The sequence below is a fragment of the Halomonas sp. SpR8 genome (assembly GCF_031010195.1).
Classification (GTDB): Bacteria; Pseudomonadota; Gammaproteobacteria; order Pseudomonadales; family Halomonadaceae; genus Vreelandella.
On record NZ_JAUAMC010000004.1, the window covers coordinates 139016 to 164065 of the forward strand.

A 25050-nucleotide genomic window follows, 5' to 3' on the forward strand; every position below is an offset into this window, starting at 1 on the left:
CCATTGAGGAGGGTGTTTAACTAACACTCTCCGGCAACTTGCACACATCCACCCACTCTGCATTGACCAGCTCGGCGAGGCGCTTGGGGCTTAGGCGCACGGCGCTGTTGGATGAGCCGGCGGCGGGCAAAACTTCATCAAAGGCATGGAGCGATTCATCGCAGTACACCGGCAAGTCAGTGGCAAGGCCGAACGGGCAGACGCCGCCGACCGGGTGGCTGGTGAGCTCCATGACCGTCTCGGCATCGAGCATTTTTGCTTTGCCGCCAAAGGTATCGCGGATTTTACGGTTATCGATGCGTGCATCGCCGCTCGCCACGATGAGCAGCGGCTTTTCGCCAACCTTGAACGCCAGGGTTTTGGCGATTTGCCCAGGGGCGACACCATGAGCCTCGGCGGCCAGTTGCACCGTTGCGGTGCTGGTTTCAAGCTCCTCAATTTTTACATCCGGTGCATGTTCGGCAAAAAACTGGCGGACGGTCTCGATGCCCATTGTGGATTCCTTTCGTTGTTAACATTAGTCAGCAGAATTAATCGCTTTAATGGTTAATCTAACGCGCCTTCGATGGTTTAACCAAGCCACGCCGGGGTAGTGATCTTGGCAGGCTCGCGCTGCATGATGATCTCGCCGTGGCGTACTGAAAGCAGCACCTCGCCTTGGTTGCGCAGCACGCTGTAGTCATCCTCGCCGTCCAAGAGTGTGAAGCTGGCGGGTTTACCCACCTCAATGCCGTAACGCGCTTGAATATTGAGCGTGCGGGCGCTGTTATCGGTAATCAGCGAAAGCGCCTGACTGAAATCCTGATAGCCCATCATCTGGCAGATATGCAGGCCAAAATCCAGTGTGCGTAGCAGCTTGCCGTTACCCAGCGAGTACCAGGGGTCAAAGATGGAGTCCTCGGCAAAACAGACGTTAATACCCGCTGCGTTGAGTTCTTTTACTCGGGTTACGCCGCGCCGTTTGGGATAGGTATCGAAGCGTCCCTGCAGATGAATGCTTTCGGTGGGGCAGGAGACAAAGTTGATGCCCGAGCGCTTAAGTAGCAGAAACAGCTTAGAGCAGTAGGCGTTGTCATAGGAGTGCATCGCCGTGGTGTGGCTGGCGGTGACGAGGCTGCCCAGGTCGTGAGTCAGCGCTTCATGGGCCAGCACTTCGAGGAAGCGCGAGTTGGGGTCGTCAATCTCGTCGCAGTGCACGTCGACTAGACGGTCGTACTTGATCGCCAGCTCAATCACCCGCTTCATGGAGGCCACGCCCAGCTCACGGGTGTACTCGAAGTGGGGAATGCCGCCGACCACATCGGCACCAATTTCCAGCGCCTCTTCCAGCAGCTTGTCGCCTCCGGGGTAAGAGAGCAGGCCATCCTGCGGGAAGGCGACCACTTGAATGTCGATTTTATCCTTTAGCTCATCGCGCAAGGCGCACAGGGTTTTTATGCCGATCAGGCTCGGGTCGCTGGTATCAGCATGGGTGCGCACAAACTGCACGCCATTGCCGATCAGCAGGTTCAGGGTTTTAAGTGCCCGCTCGCGAATATCGGCTTCGGTGAGCATCGGCTTACGCTCTCCCCAGCGCTCAATGCCTTCAAACAGGGTGCCACTCTGGTTCCAGCTTGGTTCGCCCGCCGTCAGCGCAGCATCCAGGTGAATATGCGGCTCGATAAACGGCGCGCATAAGAGCTTGGCGCTCGCATCTACTTGACCTTCGGTCGCGGTTAGCGGCGCGTCCTGGGCGGTAATGGCTGTGAAGACGCCGTTCTCGATTTCAATACGGTAAAGCTCGGGGCGTTGGCGGAGGCGGGCGTTGATAATTTGCATGCTCATATAAAACAGGGGCTCACTTATTGTTTGGCAGTTGATGGGAGGCTATCACCCAGCGTAGCGTGCTTTAGGCGCAGCAGCACGGCGTAGCTTCCCGCGGCCACCGCCACGCCCACCAGCGGGGGCAATAACGGTGAAAAATAGGCGGCCCCGGCGCCTAGCGCATAGGCAGCTAAGCCTCGGCGGTTGAAATCGGGCAGTTGTGCAGATGCTAGCGCGGGGTAGCGGCCTTTATGTTTGAGCCAAAAGTCGGCCATGATCACGCCGCCCATGGGGGGTATAAAGGTGCCCAGCAACACAAGGAAGGGAATCAGCAGGTTATACATACCACCGACCGCTAGCACGGTGCCAATCGCTGCACCGCCTACCGTGACCAATCGGCGTTTTTCGGTGCGCAGTAAATTACACCCTGCCACGGCGAAGTTGTAGATGGTGTTGTCCTGGGTTGTCCAGATATTCAGGAACAGCATCAGCACCGCGATGGTGACAAAGCCTTGAGCGATCAATACGTCCACAATATCGGCCTGCTGGTAAATCATGGTGCCCAGGGCACCGGTGAGCACCATCAAACCGTTACCCACAAAGAAGGCCGCCATAGTCGCGATGACAGCGATCTTTGGTGTCTTGGCGAAGCGGCTCCAGTTGGTTGCCTGGGTGCCGCCGCTGATAAAGGTACCGATGATGACGGTAATCGCCGCTGCCACGCTCATGCTCTCCGTGGGCGTTTGCTGGCTTAACCCGGCAAAACCGCGCGCATCCACCAGCCCGGTAAACAGGCTAAGCAAAATAAACAACATCATGGCGGGCACGGCAAAGCGCGAAAGCCAATCCATGCCCTTGTAGCCGATCATGGCGGTGATGCAGAAACCAAACCCAAAAAGCACCATTAAGGGGATTTCCAGCCATTCGGGCATCCCGGTGGTGCGTACCAGCACCAACGCAACCGTGGCGGTGCCCCAGGCATACCAGCCAATCTGGGTAAAACCGAGGATGAAATCAGACAGCTTGCTGCCTTTCTCGCCAAAGCAGAAGCGCCCCATCAGCACCGAATTAAGCCCGCTTTTACAGGCGATATAGGCAAGCGTGGCGGCGTAGGCACCCAGTAAAAGGTTACCAATCAGAATGATCCACAGCAGTTGACCAATGGAGAAGGCCTGACCCAGGGTGCCGCCCGCCCACATGGTGGCGGTAAAGAAGGTAAAGCCGAGGAGTACCGCTGAGGTAGAAAGCAGCCCCTTGCGGGCGCTGAGCGGAACTTCGCTGAGGGGGTAGTCAGAGTGGTTCATGGCTGGCTCCAGTTGGAAGACATTTATCCAGTATAGGAAGCAAACCGTGTGCCACATGGTTTAGGGCGTATTCTCCACTATAAACCCGCGCATCAATGTTTCGACGATGCTGCCACGGTCGGCATCCAAGGAATACTGGCGGGTGTCTTGTAGCCAATCAAAGCAGGTGCCAATCAAGAATCCGTGAAACTGTCGGCGAGCGCTTACGGGCGTCAGGTCGGAACGTAGTTGGCCCTGCTGCTGGACCTGTCCGAACAGGTACTCGACCTTGGCTTCTGCATGCTCGGAAAGCCGTGTAATCATGCAGATTCGCGGGTGCTCATCTTCAAGCTTTTCGCAGCGGTGCAGCACGATGGTGGCGGCCCGTTGTAGCGGCAAATCGTGGCAGATACCCGCCAGCAAGCGCTGAGCGATGTCGCGCAAACAGTCTACCGGTGTAGTACCAAGCTGTTGTACGGCGTCGTCGACGATTTCATCCAACGGAATGCGCACCCGCTCGAGCAGTGCATCAAAAAGTGCGCCCTTATCCTCAAAGTGCCAATAAATCGCCCCACGGGTAACGCCCGCTGCCTGGGCAATGTGCGCCAGGGTGGTGCGAGCAACCCCCTGGGCGAGAAAAGTGGTTTCTGCCGCGTCCAGGATGGTTTCGCGAGTGCGTTCGGCGTCGGCTTTACGACGTGACATAGCGGTTCCTGATTCAACACGAAGCATTATTCTGGCATTGATCGCTGGCAAAGTCGCCAGTGAGTGATTATCATGCAATTCACTGACATTCATGAATGTCAGTGAATTGTATACCACTGTGTATTGATTGGAAATCCGGCGTTTGATCGTCATCAAGGAGCTTATCGTGCCCGTTACTTTTCTTCGCTTGCTGCCGGTTGCACTGGTCTTGCTCGTACTAATGGGTTGCGATCAGCCTGAGGCGCAGTCAAAAGACACGGCCAGACCCGTGAAACTGGTGACATTGGAAGCAGCTAATGCCTCGGCGTTAAGGCAGTTTCCCGCACGCGTTGAAGCTACCACGCGCAGCAATCTTTCGTTTCGTATGGCGGGTGAGCTGCTTGAGCTAAACGTTAGCCCCGGCCAGCAGGTCAGCGAAGGCGAGATAATTGCGCGTATTGATGGTCGCAACGCCCAGAGTGAGCTGGATAGTGCCCGCTCACGCCTGGAGCTTGCCAAGGCAAACCTGGAACGCATGCGCTATACCCTGGAGCGTGGCGCGGTTAGCCAGTCTCAGTTTGATGAAGCAGAGAGCGAATGGCGGGCTGCCCGCGCTACCTTTGAACAGGCTGAAGAACAGGTTGAGCATACCCAGCTACGCGCGCCCTATGATGGGGTGATTGCCCAAGTGCCGGTGGATAACCGTCAGATTGTTCAGGTGCAGGAAACCGTTGCGGTGATTCAGCAGCCGGGGCAGTTGGACGTAGTGTTTCACCTGCCCGAGCAGATTGTCCAGCGCATGCCGCGTAGCGACGGCACGCCCTTTGGCGATGCGTTAGCGTATGCAGTGAGCTTTGGTAACAGCGATAAGCCCTATCTTGCCCAGCTAGCCTCCTATACCACTCAAGCCAGCGCCCAGAGCCTGGCCTATGAAGTCACGCTGACGCTGCCCCAGCCGGATGACATCACGCTATTGGATGGCATGAGTGCCACCGTGCGCCTGGATTTGAGCGATCTGGCGTCTGAGCCGTCGGCGCCATTGTGGCACTTGCCTGCCGAAGCCGTGAGTTATGCAGGCGACAACCCTGATCAGGCCCAGGTTTGGCGCTTTAAAGAGCCACATAGCGTTGAAGCGGTGCCTGTTGATGTCGGTCGCCTAACCTCTAAAGGGCTTGAAGTCAGCGGTGACTTGTCCGCGGGTGACCGTATTGTAGCCGCTGGTGCACATCGCTTGAACGCGGATACCCAGGTGACCCCGTGGGAAAAAGAGCGGGGGCTATAACATGGTCGATTACTTTTTACGCCACCGGGCCGCCAGCTATTTAATGACCGTGGTGCTGCTCGCGGGCGGCGCGCTGGCGTTTTTAGGCATGGGGCAGCTTGAGTTCCCCGAGTTCACCATCCGCAATGCGTTGATCACCACCCAATACCCCGGTGCGACCCCTGAAGAAGTCGAGCAGGAAGTCACCTCGACGCTGGAAGAATCGATCCAGGGGATGTCGTCGATCAAACGCGTCAGCTCGGTGAGTTCCGATGGCCTCTCGCAGATTACCGTCGAGCTTGAAAGCACGGTACAGAACGAAGAGCTGGAGCAACTTTGGGATTCGCTGCGCCGCAAAGTTCAGGACGCCCAGGCAGCGCTACCGCCGGGAGCCAGCCAGTCCCGCGTGAACGACGACTTTGGCGATGTGTTCGGCTTTATGGTCAACCTGACCGGCGAAGGCTATAGCATGCCTGACCTTGCCGATCATGCCGATTTTCTCAAGCGTGAGCTGGCGCTGGTAGACGGGGTCGAAAAGGTATCGCTGGGGGGCGAGCACGAAGAGCGCATTTTTATCGAGGTCGACCGTGAGCGGCTACGCGCGCTCAATATTCCGTTAACCCGCCTGCAACAGCTGCTCGATACCCAGAATGCGGTGGCCGATTCGGGGCATCTCAAGCAGGATGGCCGTCGTTTTCGTATTACGCCAACCGGTAGCGCGGCAAATATCGATGACCTGCGCGCGCTGATCGTCAGCGAAGGCGACGGCGAGCTGGTCAGGCTGAGCGATATCGCCGATGTGAGCCGTGAACTGGCCGAACAGCCCCAGCATCTTTACCGCGATATGGGGCGGCCCGCAATGTCGCTGGGCGTCTCGTTTGAAAGCGGCGTGAATGTGGTCGAGGTGGGCGAGCGGCTTCAGCAACGCCTGGATGAGCTTGAGGCCCGCACGCCGCTGGGCATGGAACTCAACGTGGTGTACGACCAGCCACAGGTGGTCGATGAGGCGGTGTCGGGCTTTTTGGTCAGCCTGATGCAGGCGGTGGCCATCGTCATCGTGGTCTTGATGCTGTTTATGGGCTGGCGCAGCGGCCTGTTGATGGGGTTTATCCTGCTGATCACCATCATCGGCACCTTTATGCTGATGCGCTTCCACGGTCTGCAGCTGGAAAAAATCTCCCTTGGCGCGCTAATTATCGCCTTGGGTATGCTGGTGGATAACGCCATTGTGGTCACCGAAGGCATGCTGGTGGGCTTGAAGCGCGGCAATACCATCCGCGACTCGGCGCATCAGGTCATTCGCCAGAACGCCTGGCCGTTGCTGGCAGCCACGCTGATCGCGATTGCCGCCTTTGCGCCCATTGGGCTATCACCGGATACCACCGGCGAGTTTATCGGCTCGCTGTTTTTTGTGCTGCTCTACTCGCTGCTGTTGAGCTGGGTTACCGCACTGACGCTCACGCCGTTCTACTTCAAACTGTTTTTTCGCAACGTGGCGCCCGGTGATGGGCAGGAGGATCCCTACAAAGGCATTGTGTACCGCGTTTTCAGCCGGGTTATTATCGCCGGGATCCGCTTTCGCTGGGTCACTCTGGTGCTGGTGGTGGCGATTCTGGCAGGCGCGGTGGTGGGTTTTGGTTCGGTCAAAAACGCCTTCTTCCCCGCCTCTAACACGCCGATCTTCTTTGTCGATTACCGCACACCGGAAGGCACGGATATCCTCGAAACCCAGCGCCGGGTTAGCGAGTTGGAAGGCAGCGTGATGGACATGGACGGCGTTCGCCATTTAACCACCACCGTGGGCGGAGGCGCGCAGCGCTTTACCCTGACCTACTCGCCGGAAGATCGTTACGCGAGCTATGCCCAACTGATTGTTGAAACCGACGATAAAGCCACCCAGCAGGAGCGCATGGCCGAAGTTGAGCGGATTTTGGAGCGCGATCACAGCGATATCGATTATAAAATCGCCCCGTTGGAAGTCGGCCCCGCGCCGAAAGCCAAACTGGAGGCGCGCTTCTACGGCAGTGACCCGGCAGTGTTGCGTCAGCTAGGCGATCAGGTAGAAGCAATGTTCCGTGACACACCGAATATGACCAGCGTACGTACCAGTTGGCGTAACCGCGTGCAGGCTATTGAACCGGTGTTTTTGGAAGATACGGCGCGCAGGCTCGGCGTTACCCGTGAGGACCTGGCGGATACGCTCGCCCTGAGTACCAGCGGTAGCCAGGTGGGCGTTTACCGCGATGGCAGCGACCTGATTCCCATGGTGGCGCGGGCGATTCCCGAGCAGCGCCATGACGTCGATAATCTTGGTTCGCTTAATGTGTGGAGCGGGGAGCAGGGACGCTATATCACCGCTGATCAGGTCATCAGTGATATTACCACTCAGGTGGCAGACCCGCTGATAATGCGCCGCAACCGCGAGCGCATGCTGGCGGTGTACGGCGAGCCAGACCCGTTAAGCGGCGTCACCGCGGCCAGCGTCTTGGCCGATATTCGCCCTCAGGTAGAGGCGTTGGAACTGCCGTCAGGTTATCGATTGGAGTGGGGCGGGGAGTTTGAGACCGCAGGCGAAGCGCAGAGTGGGCTATTTGCCTCGCTGCCGCTGGGTATCGTGATGATGTTTATTCTCACCGTGGTGCTGTTCAACAACTTCCGCCAGCCGCTGGCGATTTGGTCGCTGGTACCGCTAACCATTATCGGCGTGGTGGGCGCGCTGTTGATTACCGGGTTGCCGTTCTCGTTCATGGCGCTGCTGGGCACACTGAGTTTGATTGGCATGGTGATCAAGAATGCCATCGTGTTGGTGGAAGAGATCAACGTGCAGTTGCCGCTGCACCAAGACCGCTACCACGCAGTGGTACGCGCCGCCGTCAGCCGTGTTAGGCCTGTCGCCATGGCCGCGCTGACCACCATGCTGGGGATGATTCCGCTGATTAGCGACGCCTTCTTTGCCAGCATGGCGGTGGCGCTGATTGGCGGCCTTGGCGTCGCCACGTTGTTAACCCTCGTGGTGCTGCCGGTGGTCTATTGCGTGCTTTATCGCATCAAAATCCACGCCGACTAGTCAAGAGCGTTTAGTTCAGCGCCGCGGCGACTTCGTCGATCTGCAGCTTAAGGCTCTGAAGGCCGCCGCCGGAGAGATACCACAGCGCAGGTGTGAGCATAACGACTTGCGCGTTTTCGGCTCCGGCGTCTGACAGTGTTTGCGTTAAGGTATCTGCGTCGGCGGGCTCATCGCCAATCGCGGCGCTGCGGTCAACCACTAGAACCACGTTTGGATTGATCTCGCCAATCGCCTCAGGTGAGAGCGGGGTAAAGGTTCGTGTGCCGCGTGTCTCGGAAGTGACGCTATCGGGCATCTCAAGTACTGCTACGCCCAGCACGTCGTGAACCACCGGATGCTGATTGAGCATCAAATTGCCACCGTTATGAGTCACCACCAACGTGCGGGGAGCATCGCTTAGCGCTTTGCGCTGGGCATCAATTTCGGCGTGCAACGTTTCAAGCGCTTCTTCAGCCTCGCTTTCCGCCTCTAAACGGCCAGCCAATTCGCGTACGTTAGTGTCAAAAGCCGCTAAGTAGTCATCGCCTTGCAGGCTGGTATTCAGCAGGGAGGCGATTTCGCCAAGTTCTGCTTCCCACTCACCCTGACGACCGGTGTAGAGAATTAAGCTAGGCTCGCTTGCGTTGATGGCCTCCATATCCGGCGAGCGTAAGCCGCCGATATCGGTGTAGCTATCTTCCGCGTATTGCTCAAGATAAGCGGGTAGGCTTTGCTTGGGTACGCCAACCACTTGCTCGCTCAAACCCAGCGCATCAAGGGTATCTAAACTGCCTAAATCGAAGGTGGCGATACGCTGGTCGGCGCTTGCGTTGGCGGTGGCCAAGAGTAATGCGGCGGTGATAGCGAGCTTCATTGGTCTTCCTTCTATGAGAAAATATTTTATATGCGATAATTTCTCATAATCGCAGTCGCGCTCTGTTTTGTCGTCCTTTTAAGCGGGAACAGTGCGTTGCATAAAACGCGACCGCCCCCACAACGTGGAGGCGGTGAGTGAAACGCGCAGAGGTTAAGAGCTTATTGTGATGTGGCTTAAGAGGCCACGCGGAAAGGATTACGCGGGTCGTTATCCCAGGCCAGGAAGGGTTGGCCGGTTTCCTGGGGCACCATGGTGATGCAGTTCTCCACCGGGCAGGTGATCTGGCAGAGATTGCAGCCCACGCATTCCTCTTCGATCACTTCGTAGCGGCGCGCGCCGTCCTGCTCGGTGAGCTTAGCGATCGACTGGTGGGAGGTATCCTCGCAGGCGATGTAGCAGCGGCCGCACTCGATGCAGAGGTCCTGGTCGATCTTGGCGATGGTCTTGAAGTTGATGTCCAGGTGCTTCCAGTCGGTGGTTTGCGGTATCGCCTTGCGCGAAAACGCCTCTATCGAGTCGTAGCCTTTTTCCGCCATCCACCGGGAAAGCCCGTCTTTCATCTCCTCCACAATGCGGAAGCCGTTGAGCATCGCCGCGGTGCACACCTGCACGCTGCCCGCGCCCAGGGCGATAAATTCCGCTGCATCCCGCCAGGTGGAGATGCCGCCAATGCCGGAAATCGGCAGCGTTGGTGTGGCTGGGTCGCGGGCGATTTCCGCTACCATGTTCATGGCAATGGGCTTAACGGCGCTGCCGCAGTAGCCGCCGTGGGTGCTCTGGTGGCCTACGGTGGGTTTGGCAACCATATTGTCCAGGTCGATGCTGGTGATCGAGTTGATGGTGTTGATCAGCGACACCGCATCGGCGCCGCCGCGCAGCGCTGCCTGGGCACCCACACGAATATCGGTGATATTGGGGGTGAGTTTTACAATCACCGGCTTGGAGTAGTGCTTCTTGCACCAGTAGGTGACTTTTTCGATAAGGTCAGGGTTTTGGCCTACCGCCGCACCCATGCCGCGCTCAGGCATGCCGTGGGGGCAACCCAGATTGAGCTCGATGCCATCCGCGCCGGTGGCTTCTACCAGCGGCAGAATATACGCCCAGGCCTCCTCATTGCAGGGCACCATAATGGAGACGATTAGCGCGCGGTCGGGCCAATCCTTCTTCACCTGGGTGATCTCTTTCAGGTTGATCTCCAGAGAACGGTCGGTAATCAGCTCAATATTATTAAAGCCAATCACCTCGCGGTTCTTGCCGTAGTGGGCGGAATAGCGCGAAGAGACGTTCACCGCCGGCGGCTCTTCGCCGAGGGTTTTCCACACCACGCCGCCCCAGCCCGCCTCATAGGCGCGCACTACGTTATAGGCTTTATCGGTGGGTGGAGCAGAGGCCAGCCAGAACGGGTTGGGGGCTTTGATACCGGCGAAATTCACCGACAGATCAATGCCGTTGACCATGCTGTCGCCGCTATTTTTCTTGCCTGGGAAAGAGAGAGGGGGGTTCATGCGGCCTCCTGCTTGGCGGCAAGCGCTTGATGAATGGCGTGGGCCGCCAGTTTGCCGTGTTGCACGGCCTGTACGGTGAGGTCTTGACCGGGTTTGACGCAGTCGCCGCCAGCGTACACATTGGACAGTGATGTTTGGAACATCTCATCGACGTGAATGCGTTCGCCGTCGCGAGCGAGCTCGGCAGCGGTAGCATCGCTTAGGCTTGCACTCTCAAAGCCCTGGCCGATAGCGGTGAAAATGGCATCGGCAGCGATCTCGAAGGTTTCACCCGTTGGTGTTAATTGCCCCTCTTGATCGCGGGTTTTAGCAAAGCGCATGCCCGCCACTCGCCCTTGTTCATCCAGCAGAATTTCGTCGGGCTGCGCCCAGGTGATCATGCGCACACCGTTGGCCTTAGCGATCTCCTGCTCGTGGTCGGTGGCTGACATTGCCTCCACGCCACGGCGGTAGACCAACGTTACCTCGCTCGCCCCTAGGCGCGCCATTTGTGTGGCCATATCAATGGCAGTATTGCCCGCACCGATGACGATGCAGCGCTTGGCCACGGTCAGGCTGCTCAGGTCGTCGGTCTGGCGCAGGGTTTTGATGTAATCCACGGCGGGCATAAGACCCGGCGCATCTTCGCCCGTTAGCCCCAAAGCGCGGCTGGCACCCAGGCCCAAACCGAGGAACACGCTATCGTACTGCTTGTGTAGCGTGGCAAGCTCAAGGTTATCGCCAAGGCGCTGCCCGTACTGAATGTCGATGCCGCCGATGTCGAGCAGAAACTCCACTTCCTTGCGGGCGAAATCATCGGTCATCTTGTAGCGGGCAATGCCGTACTCATTGAGCCCGCCGGGCTTCTGCTCGGCTTCAAAAATCGTTACCTGGTGGCCCAGTAACGCTAGGCGATGGGCGCAGGAGAGCCCGGCGGGCCCGGCACCCACCACGGCGATATGACGGCCGGTGCTGGCGGCGCGCTTAAACGGATGTCTTTCGAACTGCATATTATCGGTGGCGTGACGCTGTAGCAGGCCAATCAGCACCGGCTGACACTCGGCGTCGTGGTTACGCACGCAACTACGCTCGCAGAGGATTTCGGTGGGGCACACCCGGGCGCAGCTGCCGCCGAGGATATTGGCTTCCAGGATGGTTTCTGCTGCACCGTTGATGTTGCTTTCGCTGATCTGGCGAATAAAACTCGGGATATCAATATCCGACGGGCAAGCCTCGACGCAGGGCGCATCAAAGCAGTAAAGGCAGCGCTGGCTTTCGATGATCGCCTGACGCGTGGTTAGCGGCGGATGAAGATCGCTAAAATTGTTTGCCAGCGTCTGCGGGTCGTAAGTGCCGACCTCTTTTGCGCTGGGTAGATGGTTCAGTTGGCTAGTCACGGTAGAGACTCCACTGTTTTTATAGAAACAACCGTTATTAAGCGCCGGTTATCGCTTAACGGCGACGGGGGCGTTAAGTTCGGCACGCTTGGCCAGTAGCTCGAACACCCCGGGGTAGGCGGGGCGTTCCAAGTAGCGGCCTGCACCGCGCTCGGCGCGTAGGTCGCCGTCGCGCCATACCCACTTGCCTTGGCTAATGGTGTGGCGGGCGATACCGCGCACCGTTTTGCCCTCAAAGATATTGAAATCGACGTTCTGGTGGTGAGTCTTGGCGGAAATCGTACGCGTGCCGTTGGGATCCCACACCACAATATCGGCGTCCGCACCGACCTGAATCGCGCCCTTGCGCGGGTAGAGGTTGAAGATTTTGGCGGTGTTGGTCGACGTCAGCGCGACAAACTCTTGGGGGGACAGCTTGCCGGTGTTGACGCCTTCATCCCATAGCACCGCCAGTCGGTCTTCCACTCCGGCGGTGCCGTTGGGAATCTTGGTGAAATCGTCCTTGCCCGCGGCCTTTTGGTCGGCGCAGAAACAGCAGTGGTCGGTGGCGGTGGTTTGAAGGTTGCCGGCCTGTAGGCCATGCCAAAGCGCTTCCTGGTGGCCTTTGGGGCGGAAGGGCGGGCTCATTACATGCGCCGCGGCGCGGCCCCAGTCGGTATCCTGGTAAACGCTGTCGTCGATCATGAGATGCCCGGCCAGGCACTCGCCGTAAACCTGGTGACCCTGGTCGCGGGCGTAGGCAATTTCGTCCACCGCATCCTTGGTGGAAACGTGCACCAGATAAATCGGTGCGCCCAGAGTGCTTGCGATACGAATGGCGCGGCTGGCTGCCTCGCCTTCTACCTGGGGTGGGCGCGAAAGCGGGTGGGCTTCAGGCCCGGTGATGCCCTGGGCCAGCAGCTTTTGTTGCATGTGATAGACCAGCTCGCCGTTTTCAGCGTGAACCGTGGGCACCGCGCCGAGCTCCAGGCAGCGCGAAAAGCTCTCCACCAGGATGTCATCGGTGGCCATGATGGCGCCTTTGTAGGCCATGAAGTGCTTGAAGCTGTTGACCCCGTGCTCGTGCACCAGCGTGCCCATTTCCTCGCGTACGCTGTCGTCCCACCAGGTGATGGCCACGTGGAAGGCGAAGTCGGTGGCGGCTTTTTCGGCCCAGCCCTGCCAGGTCTCGAAAGCCTCCAGCAGCGATTGCCCCGGCTGGGGAATGACAAAGTCGATAATCGAAGTGGTGCCGCCTGCCAGGGCCGCGGCGGTGCCGGTGTAGAAGTCTTCGCTGGCCACGGTGCCCATAAACGGCAGCTGCATGTGGGTATGGGGGTCGATACCGCCGGGCATCACCAGTTGGTCGCTGGCATCGACGACTTCACAGCCATCGGGGAGGTCTAAATCGGTGCCGATAGCGTGAATCTTACCGTCGACGCAGAGTACGTCAGCGCGGTAGGTATCGGTATTAGTGACGACAGTGCCGCCCTTGATCAATAGGCTCATTGCTCGCTCCTTTGCTTATGTCCGGTGGCCGGGTTACTCGCCTTCAGTCAGGCGGGTGTAGGTTTCCGGGCGGCGGTCACGGAAGAACTGCCAGTTGTTGCGTACCTCGCGCACCATGTCCAAATCGATCTCGTGGACCAGCAATTCGTCTTCGGTCTCGCTGGCCTGGGCCTCGATCTTGCCGCGGGGGTTAACGATGTAACTGGAACCGTAAAAGTCGCCGATATTCCAGGGGGCCTCGGTGCCGACGCGGTTGATGGCGGCGATAAAGCAACCGTTGGCGGCGGCAGAAGCGGGCTGTTCTAGCTCCCACAGGTATTGGGAAAGGCCGGCCACGGTGGCGGAGGGGTTAAAGATCACCTCGGCGCCGTTGAGTGCCAGCGCCCGCCAACCTTCGGGGAAGTGGCGGTCATAGCAGATATACACGCCGATCTTCCCAAAGGCGGTATCGAACACCGGCCAGTTGGATTGGCCCGGCTTGAAGAAAAATTTCTCCCAAAAACCGGCTACTTGAGGGATATGGGTTTTATGGTACTTACCCAGGTAGCTACCGTCAGCATCGAACACCGCGGCAGTGTTGTAGTAAACGCCGGTCTCGGTTTCTTCGTAGACGGGTACGATGATCACCATGCGGTGTTTGGCGGCGAGTTTCTGCATCATCTGGCAGGTGGGGCCTTCTGGCACCTGCTCGGCGGCGGCGTACCATTTGCCGTCCTGGCTGGGGCAAAAGTAGGGTTGATTAAACACTTCCTGAAAGCAGAGCACCTGAACGCCCTGTGCCGCCGCTTTCTCGATCATCGGAAGGTGGGCTTCGTTCATGGCGTCACGAATCGCCGCAGGTTCCAGGTCGGTGCTGGTTTTCAGACCCATTTGAATCAGGCCGATTTTCATCTTCTGCATCAGACGCTCCCTCTGATTGTTGGTTTAAAGCGTGTACTCATAAGGTGTTAAGTATTGACTAATAAAGCTGACGAATAAGACAGCTTTTGTTGAAAGTATCGCTGCGATGGTGGTTTTAGCAAGTTATTGTCGATAATTATTGAAATTGCGCTTAACTCTTTGAGTTTGTTTGTTTTTATGTCTAAGAAAAGTCTTATATCCCTTTTTGGTGAGTGGGTGCACTGTTTTGGAATTATTTTAAAATGCTTAAATTTCAGCTGGTTATTATTTTTTATGCGTGTAATTTGAGCAATGGGATGTTTAAAGTTGGTGCAAATATTTTTTTTAGCCTAGGTTTGTTAAACGCGTTTTAGTTATAGGAGGTTAGGATTAATAGGTAACCAACTAACAATAATATTGTTGTCCATAAAGGCAGCTTTTTAATCAATGAGTTAATTGCACTGCTTTTATAAGTAGGCACGCTTATTGCTTTTAATTCTGTATGCGAAGCTCCATTGACCGTGGGGGTTAGCTTTCAGATAGGGCTTAAGATAGGGCTTAGATGGGCAACGCAATGCTGAGGAGATAAAAAATGACCGAAACAACCTCTCAGATGGTAGATCGAGGCGGATTAATAGAACTTGATGTCGGGGACGACGTGCGGGGTAGTTCGCGCTTTAACGAGGATATTGCGCCAACCCAGGCCAGCGAACGTACCTGGAGTAAGTGGAACATTGCAGCACTGTGGGTGGGTATGTCGATTTGTGTACCTACCTATACGCTAGGCGGGGTATTAACGGCCTATTTTGGCTTGAGCGTGGGGGAGGCGCTGTTCGCTATTCTGCTAGCCAACGTGATCGTACTGATTCCTCTCACCTTAAACGCTTTTCCGGGCACTAAATTTGGTATTCCTTTCCCCGTCGTGCTGCGCTCTTCGTTCGGAATTTTGGGCTCTAATGTGCCCTGCTTAGTACGCGCATTGGTGGGCTGTGGCTGGTTTGGGATTCAAACCATGTTTGGCGGTTTAGCGATTCACCTGCTGCTTTCCGAGTTAATTCCGGCCTGGGCAGCGCTGGGTGGGGTTGGCGAAGTGATCGGATTTTTTGTCTTTGGCGCGATGAACTTATACGTGGTGATTCGTGGGGCAGAGTCAATTAAGTGGCTGGAAACACTGGCCGCACCGCTGCTATTAGCGGTCGGTATTGGGTTGATGGTGTGGGCATGGCCCAATATGTCGATGACCGAGCTGTTGGCGCAGCCGCCGTCGCGTCCAGAAGGGGCATCTGTTTATGGCTACTTCTTCGCGGGCTTAACCGCCATGGTCGGCTTTTGGGCCACACTATCGCTGAATATTCCTGATTTTAGCCGCTTTGCGAAAAGCCAAAAAGATCAAATTGCGGGACAAATCATTGGGTTGCCGCTGACGATGTTTTTCTTTGCTGCCCTCGGTGTCGTCCTTACTGCGGCATCAGAGACGCTGATAGGTCAAACCGTTGCTGACCCAGTGCGGCTAATCGGTTATATAGACAGCCCCTTCTGGGTAGTGATGGCGATGCTGCTGATCATTATCGCCACGATTTCTACCAACACTGCGTCAAATATTGTCTCGCCGACCAATGATTTCCAAAATATCGCGCCTAAGTTAATCAACCAGACCCGCGGTGTGCTCATGACCGGTGCGGTAGGCGTGCTCTTGATGGGCTACGACCTGCTTCAAAAAGCAGGGGTCATTCCTCCTGGTGTTTCCCTTGAGCAGATGTACTCCAACTGGCTGTTGGGCTACTCCAGTTTGCTGGGTCCCATCGCGGGTATTATGGCGGTCGACTACTTCCTGATTAAAAAGCAGCGTCTGGACATACCCAGCCTCTACATGGATAACCACGCCTATCCGGCGGTGAATATTGCCGGTTTCATTGCTTTTGGCGTTCCGGTACTGCTGACCTTGATCTCACTGGTAACGGGAACGATGAACTGGTTTTATGACTACGGCTGGTTTACCGGCTCGGCGCTGGGGGCCATTGTTTACTACGTTGCAAGCCAAGTATTGGCATCGTCGCCTCAGGAGGGCCCTGTGCCTAAAACCGCAGAGCAACCCTAGTGCCGTTGCGCTTATTCAGTGCTTTTAATAAAGCCTAAAAAGGCATCAACGACTCTATTGGGACGTCTGTCGTGGCGGGTAATCAATACAAATGGGATGCGGTAGTGCTGCGTGGCCGCATGCAGCGCCCGCATTTTACCTGCGGCCACCCACTGGGCGGCTACGTGCTCGGGCAGAAAGCCGATAAAGCGCCCGGTAAGAATCAAAAAGGCGGCGCCTTCACGGTCGGATGCCGAAGCGCGCAGGCTTAAAGCATCATGCGCCTGGCGAGCCTCTAAGGGTAACGGGTAGCGTGGTGAAATAGCTGCCTGCTTGGCAATATCTGCAAAGCTGAACGTCTCATCTTGTTCGGCAAACAGTGGGTGGCCAGCCGCGCAGTAAAGATACGATGGCTCATCATAAAGATGCCGCGCTTCTAAGCTGGTAGGCAGGTTCACGGCAGGTACGACACCTACATGCAAGTGACCATCCATCACGCCGCGAATAACGGCGTCTGATGGCTCCATATGAATATGCAGCGTTACGTCATGCTCCGGTGCGCTCAGCTCGGTTAGTGCATTGGTAACGTGCATAGCCGGTAGCGTGACTAAATTATCGGTAATGCCGATATTCAGCTCGCCTTTAATGGTCTGATGCAGCGCGTTAACGTCACTTTTAAAGGTTTCAAGCGCCGTCAGTAGCGTAAGGCCTGCCTGATAAATCTCCTTGCCCTCTTCGGTTAAACTAAACCCGCCACGCCCCCGCTGGCAGAGCGAAAAGCCCAACCGCCCCTCCAAATCGTTCATATGCTGACTAATCGCCGAGCGACTAATGCCCAGCGTGGTTTCCGCCGCGGTAAAGCCGCCGCACTCAACAACCGTTTTAAAGATACGGATTAGGCGTATTTCGTAGTCGCTCATTTGGCCTAGCGATGGCATAAAAGTCCTTGGTGCATAAACAATCAATACGTAAAGTCATGCTTTTTAACGAATTACCTGTGATAAAAACTGATATACATCAACAAAGCGTCGCGGCACTATCGGGTTGAACCACTGACTGCGTGTGTGGTGTAGCGTTTTCTGTTCTGTTTTAACACTGTATCAGGTGTCCTGAAGGGTTACCTGAATAAGGCCTCTGTGCGATGTCTGTCACTGCCATTAAACAAAATGAAGATGTATTGAAGACGGCGAATTACCGCCGCCAGCGGCGCAGTGTGATGACGCTTTACACACTGGCGGTTGTCGTCATGATGGCGCTATTCGGTTGGCTTCTTAACGAGCAGTATAAGCAAGAAATTGCCGCTGCCGAGACGCGTATCACGGCACGTGCCAATGTCGTCACCGAGTGGGCGAAAGGGGTTTTTGCACAAAGCGGCCAAGCCTTGTTCGGGCTGGCAGAGCTGCTCTCGTTGCAAGGAATGCCAGATGAAGACAATGCCGAGGTGCTCCAGCGGTCGTTGGAAAACCTGGCTCAGTACGTACCAATGATTGACGACATAGGCGTGTTGGGCCCTGATGGGCGCACACTGGCGAGCGGTAGTGATCAGCGAACGGGTGTTGATATCAGCCAAACGAGTTTCTTTAACGCCTTTAAGCAAGGCGGGCAACGGGAACTGATTACGCCATTGCTCTGGTCTTCAAGTGAGCAACACTACTATATGTACCATGGTCAGCGGCTAAACAGGCCCGCCAACGTTTTTGCCGGATTGGTAATTTCGCGCATCGTACCAGAGGTGTTTGCGGACGCTCTGCGGCAGATGAAGGTCGACGACGGTGAGAGTATTGCCTTGATCGATTCTGATTCGAAATTAATTGCACGTTACCCTGCAAATGCGCAATTTTCCACCGGTATTAAAGTTGAGGGCCATATGCCCGATCAGACCAGTGGAAGTAGATCGTCCCCAAAGACGTTAAAAGCAATTTCATCCATCGATGGCCGTGAACGGCTATTTCGCATGCAGTGGGTCGGTGATTATCCCATGCTGGCGGTGGTGGGCATTGACCTCCACGAGCTGCTAACGGGTTGGCGGCAGCGTGCGTTGATATTAACGCTAGTGATGGGCATGATCGCCCTGCTAGGCGCTTGGGGCGCGCGCCACTACCTCAGCCGCTTAGCGTTAGCCCACCAGTTGCGTCAACACATGGAAGAGCGCGAAGAGGCACGCGCAGAGGCGCAAATTGCCGCCGCCGCGTTTCAAACCCACTTGGGTATTTTGATTACCGATGCGCAGGGCTCCATTCTTAAAGCTAACGACACTTTTAAGCGCATTACTGGCTACGACGACGCCGATATGATCGGTAAAAATCCGCGCATGTTTAGCTCTGGCCACCAGAATAAAGCGTTCTATCGCCGCCTATGGAGGCGTATTGTCAAGACCGGCCACTGGGAAGGGGAGATCTGGAGCCAGCGTAAAAATGGTGAACTTTTCCCTGAGTGGTTAACCATTAGCGCGGTGTATGGCTCATCTGGCGTGCTAACCCATTATGTCGCCACGATGAGCGATATCAGCGAGCGCAAAGCCGCTGAACAAGAGATCCACCAACTGGCGTTTTATGACCCGTTAACCGGGTTAGCCAATAGGCGCCTGTTTATGGACCGCATGGAGGTAGCACTAAAAGAATGCCGCCGTTATCATCGCTGCGGTGCGCTGTTATTTATTGATATTGATAATTTTAAACAAATTAATGACACATTAGGCCACTACAGCGGCGACCAGCTACTACAGAGTGTGGCGCGCAGGCTGGGCAGAATGCTGCGAGATACCGATACATTAGCGCGATTAGGAAGTGATGAGTTTGCTGTTTTAATTGAAGATATTGATGGTAGTCCTGTGCAAACCACTCAACTTGCCGAGCGGATTGCGAAAAAATTAATGGCGTTACTCAGTCAGCCAATTCAACTGGCTGAGGAGAGCATCACGATTACCGGCTGTATTGGTATTACAGTGATGTCGAGCGCCGGGCACACGGTAGATGACTACCTGCAACAAGTGGATATGGCGCTGTTTCAAGCTAAGCGAAACGGACGTCAAAGCGTGTGCTTTTTTGACCCCGCCATGCAAGCCGTGCTGTTAGCTCGTGTAAAGCTTGAGACAGACCTACAGCAAGCGCTCGCTGAAGCGCAGTGGCTGCTCTATTATCAGCCTCAAGTGAACCATCACGGTGTGATCACTGGGGTTGAAGCGCTGCTGCGCTGGCAGCATCCAGAGCGCGGGATGGTGTCACCCGCTGAGTTTATTCCGCTGTTGGAAAGTAGTGGCCTGATCAACGATGTCGGTGAGTGGGTACTGGAGAAGGCCTGCCATCAGTTGGCGCAGTGGGCTAATAACTCCCGGCTTAGCGAGTTGACGATGTCGGTCAATATTAGTCCGCTACAGTTTTGTGATGAGGCGTTTTTAGACCGTGTTGAAGGGGTTTTTGCACGCACTCAAGCACCGCTTAACCGTTTAAAGCTTGAAGTCACCGAGTCCCTGTTTGTGGAAGCGCGGGATATCGCCCGCTATAAAATGCTTGCCTTAAAAGCGCAGGGCGTGCGCTTCTCGTTAGATGATTTTGGCACTGGCTATTCGTCGCTGGCGTATTTGGCGCAATTGCCGTTGGATCAGCTAAAAATCGACCAATCCTTTGTTCAGCAAGTGCTTATTAGTCAAGCGAACGCGGCCATTGTGGAGAGTACTATCGCCCTGGCCGAGAGCCTGAATCTGGACGTTATTGCTGAAGGCGTCGAGACTGAAGCGCAGCAGGCATGGCTATTAATGCACGACTGCCACGCTTACCAAGGTTACCTATTTGGGCACCCGGTCATGGCGGATGAGCTTGAAAAAATGATTTTGGGCCATTAGCTAAATGGCAACGCGGCCAAAGCGGCTTCGATCTCAGCGTAGGGTTTATTCAGTGATTCGGGGAGGATGATTTCTAGGCGTGAATCCTGCCGCCATGCGCTGCTTTCAATGCTGAGGGTTCCCGCCGCGCGGTTAAGGCGCTTCCAGCCGCTGTTGGTATGAAACACGCCTTTAATGCGCGCTTCCTGGGGCAGTTCGCCCAAACAGGCGGCGAGACGATCTAGATCGAAGCGCTCGCTTGGGTGCCAGCGTAACCCCGTGCTGGTGTAGCCCAGCGAGGTGCCGGTTTCACGCTGGGGTTGGCCGGGTGCGGGTGGGAAATCAAAAAAAGCGCCGTCTAGACTGGGTGCTACAACCAGCTGTTGATGACTAGCGGGTACGCTGCTATCGCTCGTTTCAGCGCTTCCGCTCTGCATCAACAGCGCTATCGGTAGCTCGCCTTGCGGGGCTTCTTGCACCCATTTACGAGGCGGCCAGCGCTGGGCCACAAAAGCGTGGGCGGCGCTGAGCTGTTCAGCAGTGCTGTGGTCGAGCATGGTCAGCACGACGGCATCGGCCATGTCGAGCTGATCGCGGAAAGTATCGTGCTGCAGAGCGCGGGCGTCGTCCATGCGCCGTGGGTCAAGGGTGGCAATAATATCGCGCACTTCGACCACCTCGCAGAAGGCCTCGCCACGCAGTAGGTCCAGCAGGCCCGCCGGGTGGCCAAGTCCGGATGGTTCGATGATTACCCGATCAGGCTTGCTACGCGCCAGCAGGTTAACGAGCGCGGCTTGGAGGACAAAGGCGAGCTGGCAGCACAGGCAGCCGCCGGGCAGACCTTTCACCACTATGTTGTCACGGACGCCATCGTCGCGGGTGTCGAACATGGCTTGGTCTATGCCGATTTGACCAAACTCGTTGACTAGAATGGCCCATTTTTCACCCACAGGCTTCTGCTCGATCAGGCTGTGGATAAGCGTGGTTTTACCGCTGCCGAGAAAACCGGTGATGATATGCACCGGCACTTTTAATTTGGTCATTCCTGCTGACGCTGTCAACGGCTAGCCCCCTGTCATATTCATAAAGCGTACCACTTGCACATCGCCGTCAGTGGTGAAGTGATGACGCTCCGGCTTTAGCGGCAGAGCGTTGATAATGGCTTCTTTCAGCACCTGCATATTACCGGGGTGACGGCGTAGCACGGCGCGCAGATCCACTGAGTGCTCGTTGCCTAGACAGAGCAGCAAACGTCCCTCTACGGTGACGCGAACGCGGTTGCAGGTATCGCAGAAATTGTGACTATGGGGCGAGATAAACCCTACGCGACTGTCGCTATCGGCCATTTTGAAGTAGCGCGAAGGGCCAGGGGTGGTTTCGGTGGTGGGGATCAACGGATAGCGCGTTTCGATCAACGCCTGGACATCGTCGCTGGAGTAAAAGGTTTCCGCGCGGGAGTGATCCGACACATCGCCCAGCGGCATCTCTTCGATAAAGCTAATATCGAGGCCTTGCTGGCGAGCGAAGGTGACCAGATCGATCACTTCATCGTCGTTACGGCCTTTTAAGATCACAGCGTTGAGCTTGATACGCTTAAAGCCGGCTGCCTGAGCGGCGTGAATGCCGTCGATGACTTTAGCTAAATCACCGGTGCGGGTGAGTTGCTTAAAGCGCTCGGCGTCCAGGGAGTCCAGGCTGATATTCAGCCGCCGTAGACCGCTGGCGTAGAGCTGCTTGGCGTGCTTGCGCAGGCTGGCGCCGTTAGTGGTCATGGTGAAGTCGTTTAGCCCTGGCATGGCACCGATCTCATCGACCAGTTGCTCAATGCCGCGGCGCACCAACGGCTCGCCCCCGGTAAGACGAATTTTCTCCACCCCCAGCTCGGTAAAGGCGCGGGCGACCATGGCGATCTCTTCCAGCGTGAGCACCTGGGCACGAGGTAGAAAGGTCATCTCCTCGCTCATGCAGTACACGCAGCGGAAATCACAGCGATCGGTGACCGAGATACGCACGTAGCTGATGCGCCGACCAAAGTCGTCGATCAATGGCTGGTTAGCTTGTGCTTGAGACTGTTGTTGTAAGGATCGTTGCTCGATCATAGCCATCCCGTTAGTGGTTGTATGCTGACTACCTCGCCTGGTTGCGCGCCGTCTTGGTCGTCGGCAAGCTCAATCAGGCAGTTCGCAGCCACCATCGAGGTTAAAATACCCGATCCTTGGGCGCCGGTGCTACGCACGTGTAGCTGCCCCTGCTCATCAGTATGGTAAACACCGCGGATAAAATCAGTACGCTTTAAGCGACTTTTTAAGCGGTTACCAGCAATGGCATAGCGGCGATGGGGCGGTGACACCGACTGACCATGAAGCTGATCCAGCAGCGTGGTAACAAACTGTAGAAAGGTTACCATGACCGCCACTGGATTGCCGGGCAAGCCAACAAACGGCGTACGCGTCTCACCCAACCAGCCACAGGCCATAGGGCGACCAGGACGCAAGGCCACGCGCCAGAAAGCCAGGCGGCCCAGCTGTTCCAGGGCGTCGCGGGTGAAGTCTGCTTGGCCCACTGACACGCCGCCGCTGGTAATGACCAAATCACTCTGCTCTGCGGCCTGCTTAAGCGCTGTTTTTGTGGCGTCCAAGTCGTCCGGCAGAATGCCCAGATCGATCACATCAGCACCCTGTTCAGTGAGCAGACCGATCAGCGTAAAGCGATTGGCGTCGTAAATGCCTGCCTTGGGTAAGGGCTCGCCGGGGGCAGTGACTTCATTGCCGGTAGAGAAAATGGCTACCTTTGGGCGTCGGCACACGGTGACTTCGGCGTAACCGAGGGCAGCTAAAAGCCCCAGCGAGGCAGCATCAATTCGCACCCCAGCAGACAGGGCGGTGTCGCCCCTGGCAATATCTTCACCGGCTTGACGAACGTGCTGGCCATGTTTGAGAAGCTCTGGAGAGGCAATAATCACATGGGCAGGCTGCTCATCTAATGATGGTTCGCTTAGCTGTTCACTCATCACCACCGTATCGGTGCCCGGCGGCAATGGGGCGCCGGTGGTGATACGCACACAGTGACCTGCAGGTACCAATTCACTGCGATACTGCCCGGCCAACACCTCGCCGGCCAGCGGCCAGTGGGTTTGCTTGGCCCCAACCCCTTGTCTAGGTAAGGCTAACGCGACGCCATCCATGGCCGCATTGGTGTTTTGGGGCACGTTAATAGGAGCCTGAACGGCTGCCGCCAAACGGCGGCCATAGGCTTGCGCCAGCGGGATTCGCTCGCTGTCCAATGGGCGCTCAATTAGGGTGGCGAGCGCCTGGCGTGCTTCATCCACGCTAAGCATCTGCTCGCCAAGGTCAAAGCAGGAGAGCGTCATAGCGTTTTCTTATTCGCGTTGGCGTCATTTTCAAGCGCTGCTTGCAGACGCATTTTCTCTTCCTCTGTATTAAGGTTGGCAAAGGCCTCGGGGCAGTCGGACATATCGACCCGGCACCAGGTGTGGCGCGCATACCAGCGATCAATTTTACGCTCGCCTGCGTCAAGGGTAGCGGCCAGGTCATCGGCCAGCGACGTGCGTAGCAGGGCAACCACCGGGTGCAGCCGTTCGCCGTCAAAGGCCACGGCGATGTCACAGTCGCCGCTTTCAGAGGCGATGCCTGCCACCATACGGGCTACTAAATCATTGGGCAGCGCGGGGGAGTCGCAGGGTACTACCAGTAACCAGGGTGTTTTTGCTGCGCGTAGGCCACTATAAATGCCCATTAGCGGGCCTTTAAAACCGCCTTCGGCACCGTCCATTACTAGATCGGCAATCACGCGGTCAGCAAAAAATTGATAGGCGTCGGCATTGCGGTTGGCGTTAATCAGCAGCTCGGCTACCTGACCTTCAAGGCGTTTCACTACATGGCCAACGAGGGGCAGGCCCGCGAACGGCTCAAGCCCTTTATCGCGGCCTCCCATCCGGCGTCCTTCACCACCAGCGAGAATCATGCCGGTGAGTTCTTGAGTAGGAATCATGAGCTTGCCTCTTTGGATGAACGAGCATGCGATGGGCGTGGTGGAATAGCGTCCAGCGTTAAGCGGCGGTGGTTATTAATAGCCTGAAAGTGGCGGCCTTTAGCGCGGGCAATCAACATGACACCAAAGCGCTCAGCCAACTCTACGCCTTTTTGAGTAACGCCGGAGCGTGATACCAGCACACTAATGCCCATTTGCGCCACTTTTAGCACCATCTCGGAGGTCAGTCGCCCAGTCGTGTAGAAGATATCTGCATTGGCGCTGTCTGCCTGCTGCAACCACTGGCGGCCCGCTAGCGTATCCACCGCGTTGTGCCGGCCTACGTCTTCGACAAAATCCAGCACCTCGGTTTGATGGCAAAGTGCGCAGCCATGCACGGCGCCTGCGCTGCGATACGTCTCGTTATAGACGTTAAGGTTTTGCAGCAGTTGATAAAGAGAGGATTGTGCTAATGGCGTATGGGGCAGCGCCGTGAGTGCCGTCTGATCGAGCAGTTTACCAAACACCGTGCCCTGGCCGCAGCCGGTAGTGACGGTGCGGGTGCTTAGGCGTGCCTCCAGGTCATCTGGCAGATGACGGGTAACAATCACCGCTGCCTCTACCTCCCAGTCGACCTGCACTGCCTCGAGGTCTTCGGCGGCGCGTAGAAGCCCTTGATTGCGAAGGTAGCCCACGACCAGCGCCTCGGGGTCGTCGCCCAGGGTCATTAAGGTGACAATTTCACGCTTGTTGAGATACACCGTCAATGCTCGTTCAGCGGCAATCGCCTGCTGGCGCGTATCGCCGTATTCGTCAACGATATTTATCTCGGTGGTGGCCGGTAAGCGAGCTCGGCTTATCTTGAGGGCGGGCTGAAGGGCGGGCATGGATAATCCTCGCGAAATGGTTCTGCCAAAATGGTTCTCGCAAAACGACTGGGTTGACGATGATGGCGCTGGGG

Annotated in this window: 19 protein-coding genes; 4 read left to right on the plus strand and 15 right to left on the minus strand. The window is 56.5% G+C overall.

The genetic code is table 11. The features are described 5' to 3' along the window. Positions 1–16: 16 nt before the first annotated feature. From QT230_RS10065 to QT230_RS10080, 4 genes are all read right to left on the minus strand, one after another. On the minus strand, positions 17–493 hold the full coding sequence (locus QT230_RS10065) for a YbaK/EbsC family protein (protein WP_308321554.1): 477 nt from the start codon (positions 491–493) through the stop codon (positions 17–19). A gap of 77 nt (positions 494–570) precedes the next feature. Continuing rightward, complete coding sequence (codA, locus tag QT230_RS10070; protein WP_308321556.1) at positions 571–1824, minus strand: cytosine deaminase; 1254 nt, start codon at positions 1822–1824, stop codon at positions 571–573. Between the two features lie 17 nt (positions 1825–1841). Then, complete coding sequence (gene codB, locus QT230_RS10075; protein ID WP_308321557.1) at positions 1842–3107, minus strand: cytosine permease; 1266 nt, start codon at positions 3105–3107, stop codon at positions 1842–1844. Between the two features lie 60 nt (positions 3108–3167). After that, a complete protein-coding gene (locus tag QT230_RS10080; protein WP_308321558.1) occupies positions 3168–3791 on the minus strand; it encodes a TetR family transcriptional regulator in 624 nt (207 codons plus the stop codon). A gap of 166 nt (positions 3792–3957) precedes the next feature. On the opposite strand from QT230_RS10080, the gene QT230_RS10085 reads away from it, so the two are divergent. Beyond that, positions 3958–5052 carry an efflux RND transporter periplasmic adaptor subunit gene (locus QT230_RS10085; protein ID WP_308321559.1) on the plus strand — a complete coding sequence of 365 codons (1095 nt, stop codon included), beginning with the start codon at positions 3958–3960 and terminating at the stop codon, positions 5050–5052. 1 nt (position 5053) lies between these two features. Then, entirely contained in the window at positions 5054–8098 is a 3045-nt protein-coding gene (locus tag QT230_RS10090; RefSeq protein ID WP_308321560.1) for an efflux RND transporter permease subunit, read from the plus strand. A 10-nt stretch (positions 8099–8108) separates the two neighbouring features. Here QT230_RS10090 and QT230_RS10095 read toward each other — a convergent pair whose 3' ends face one another. The 5 genes from QT230_RS10095 to QT230_RS10115 form a co-directional block, all read right to left on the minus strand. Further along, positions 8109–8951 (minus strand): ABC transporter substrate-binding protein, encoded by an 843-nt coding sequence (locus tag QT230_RS10095; protein ID WP_308321561.1) that lies wholly within the window; start codon positions 8949–8951, stop codon positions 8109–8111. Between the two features lie 176 nt (positions 8952–9127). Continuing rightward, a complete protein-coding gene (gene preA / locus QT230_RS10100) occupies positions 9128–10459 on the minus strand; it encodes an NAD-dependent dihydropyrimidine dehydrogenase subunit PreA (RefSeq protein WP_374694454.1) in 1332 nt (443 codons plus the stop codon). Continuing rightward, positions 10456–11835 (minus strand): NAD(P)-dependent oxidoreductase, encoded by a 1380-nt coding sequence (locus QT230_RS10105; protein WP_308321562.1) that lies wholly within the window; start codon positions 11833–11835, stop codon positions 10456–10458. The genes preA and QT230_RS10105 overlap by 4 nt, the downstream gene beginning before the upstream one ends. 48 nt (positions 11836–11883) lie before the next feature. Continuing rightward, a complete protein-coding gene (gene hydA, locus QT230_RS10110) occupies positions 11884–13323 on the minus strand; it encodes a dihydropyrimidinase (RefSeq protein WP_308321563.1) in 1440 nt (479 codons plus the stop codon). A gap of 33 nt (positions 13324–13356) precedes the next feature. Then, positions 13357–14223, minus strand: a complete 867-nt coding sequence (locus tag QT230_RS10115) for a nitrilase-related carbon-nitrogen hydrolase (RefSeq protein ID WP_308321564.1) — start codon at positions 14221–14223, stop codon at positions 13357–13359. A gap of 571 nt (positions 14224–14794) precedes the next feature. Between QT230_RS10115 and QT230_RS10120 the strand changes: the two genes are divergently transcribed. Then, entirely contained in the window at positions 14795–16300 is a 1506-nt protein-coding gene (locus QT230_RS10120) for an NCS1 family nucleobase:cation symporter-1 (RefSeq protein WP_308321565.1), read from the plus strand. An 11-nt stretch (positions 16301–16311) separates the two neighbouring features. On the opposite strand, the gene QT230_RS10125 is transcribed toward QT230_RS10120, so the two are convergent. Next, a complete protein-coding gene (locus QT230_RS10125; RefSeq protein WP_308321566.1) occupies positions 16312–17217 on the minus strand; it encodes a LysR family transcriptional regulator in 906 nt (301 codons plus the stop codon). 203 nt (positions 17218–17420) lie between these two features. Between QT230_RS10125 and QT230_RS10130 the strand changes: the two genes are divergently transcribed. Beyond that, a complete protein-coding gene (locus tag QT230_RS10130; protein WP_308321567.1) occupies positions 17421–20120 on the plus strand; it encodes an EAL domain-containing protein in 2700 nt (899 codons plus the stop codon). On the opposite strand, the gene QT230_RS10135 is transcribed toward QT230_RS10130, so the two are convergent. The 5 genes from QT230_RS10135 to QT230_RS10155 are packed head-to-tail and all read right to left on the minus strand — an operon-like array spanning position 20117 to position 24976. Continuing rightward, on the minus strand, positions 20117–21142 hold the full coding sequence (locus QT230_RS10135) for a GTP-binding protein (protein ID WP_308321568.1): 1026 nt from the start codon (positions 21140–21142) through the stop codon (positions 20117–20119). The genes QT230_RS10130 and QT230_RS10135 overlap by 4 nt on opposite strands. A gap of 21 nt (positions 21143–21163) precedes the next feature. Further along, positions 21164–22198 (minus strand): GTP 3',8-cyclase MoaA, encoded by a 1035-nt coding sequence (gene moaA / locus QT230_RS10140; RefSeq protein ID WP_308321569.1) that lies wholly within the window; start codon positions 22196–22198, stop codon positions 21164–21166. Further along, positions 22195–23469: a gephyrin-like molybdotransferase Glp gene (gene glp / locus QT230_RS10145; protein ID WP_308321570.1), complete on the minus strand. Its 1275-nt coding sequence runs from the start codon at positions 23467–23469 to the stop codon at positions 22195–22197. The genes moaA and glp overlap by 4 nt, the downstream gene beginning before the upstream one ends. Then, positions 23466–24110, minus strand: a complete 645-nt coding sequence (gene mobA / locus QT230_RS10150) for a molybdenum cofactor guanylyltransferase MobA (RefSeq protein WP_308321571.1) — start codon at positions 24108–24110, stop codon at positions 23466–23468. Before mobA ends, glp begins: the two co-directional genes overlap by 4 nt. Then, positions 24107–24976 (minus strand): formate dehydrogenase accessory sulfurtransferase FdhD, encoded by an 870-nt coding sequence (locus tag QT230_RS10155; protein WP_308321572.1) that lies wholly within the window; start codon positions 24974–24976, stop codon positions 24107–24109. The genes mobA and QT230_RS10155 overlap by 4 nt, the downstream gene beginning before the upstream one ends. Positions 24977–25050: the final 74 nt, after the last annotated feature.

Bases quoted from the DNA above. Each gene is read 5' to 3' on its own strand.
- codB (WP_308321557.1), bottom strand. From the start codon at position 3,107: ATGAACCACTCTGACTACCCCCTCAGCGAAGTTCCGCTCAGCGCCCGC.
- moaA (WP_308321569.1), bottom strand. From the start codon at position 22,198: ATGATCGAGCAACGATCCTTACAACAACAGTCTCAAGCACAAGCTAAC.
- QT230_RS10095 (WP_308321561.1), bottom strand. From the start codon at position 8,951: ATGAAGCTCGCTATCACCGCCGCATTACTCTTGGCCACCGCCAACGCA.
- QT230_RS10155 (WP_308321572.1), bottom strand. From the start codon at position 24,976: ATGCCCGCCCTTCAGCCCGCCCTCAAGATAAGCCGAGCTCGCTTACCG.
- hydA (WP_308321563.1), bottom strand. From the start codon at position 13,323: ATGAGCCTATTGATCAAGGGCGGCACTGTCGTCACTAATACCGATACC.
- QT230_RS10130 (WP_308321567.1), top strand. From the start codon at position 17,421: ATGTCTGTCACTGCCATTAAACAAAATGAAGATGTATTGAAGACGGCG.
- QT230_RS10065 (WP_308321554.1), bottom strand. From the start codon at position 493: ATGGGCATCGAGACCGTCCGCCAGTTTTTTGCCGAACATGCACCGGAT.
- glp (WP_308321570.1), bottom strand. From the start codon at position 23,469: ATGACGCTCTCCTGCTTTGACCTTGGCGAGCAGATGCTTAGCGTGGAT.
- mobA (WP_308321571.1), bottom strand. From the start codon at position 24,110: ATGATTCCTACTCAAGAACTCACCGGCATGATTCTCGCTGGTGGTGAA.
- QT230_RS10080 (WP_308321558.1), bottom strand. From the start codon at position 3,791: ATGTCACGTCGTAAAGCCGACGCCGAACGCACTCGCGAAACCATCCTG.
- preA (WP_374694454.1), bottom strand. From the start codon at position 10,459: ATGAACCCCCCTCTCTCTTTCCCAGGCAAGAAAAATAGCGGCGACAGC.
- QT230_RS10120 (WP_308321565.1), top strand. From the start codon at position 14,795: ATGACCGAAACAACCTCTCAGATGGTAGATCGAGGCGGATTAATAGAA.
- QT230_RS10090 (WP_308321560.1), top strand. From the start codon at position 5,054: ATGGTCGATTACTTTTTACGCCACCGGGCCGCCAGCTATTTAATGACC.
- QT230_RS10135 (WP_308321568.1), bottom strand. From the start codon at position 21,142: ATGACCAAATTAAAAGTGCCGGTGCATATCATCACCGGTTTTCTCGGC.
- QT230_RS10115 (WP_308321564.1), bottom strand. From the start codon at position 14,223: ATGCAGAAGATGAAAATCGGCCTGATTCAAATGGGTCTGAAAACCAGC.
- QT230_RS10125 (WP_308321566.1), bottom strand. From the start codon at position 17,217: ATGCCATCGCTAGGCCAAATGAGCGACTACGAAATACGCCTAATCCGT.
- codA (WP_308321556.1), bottom strand. From the start codon at position 1,824: ATGAGCATGCAAATTATCAACGCCCGCCTCCGCCAACGCCCCGAGCTT.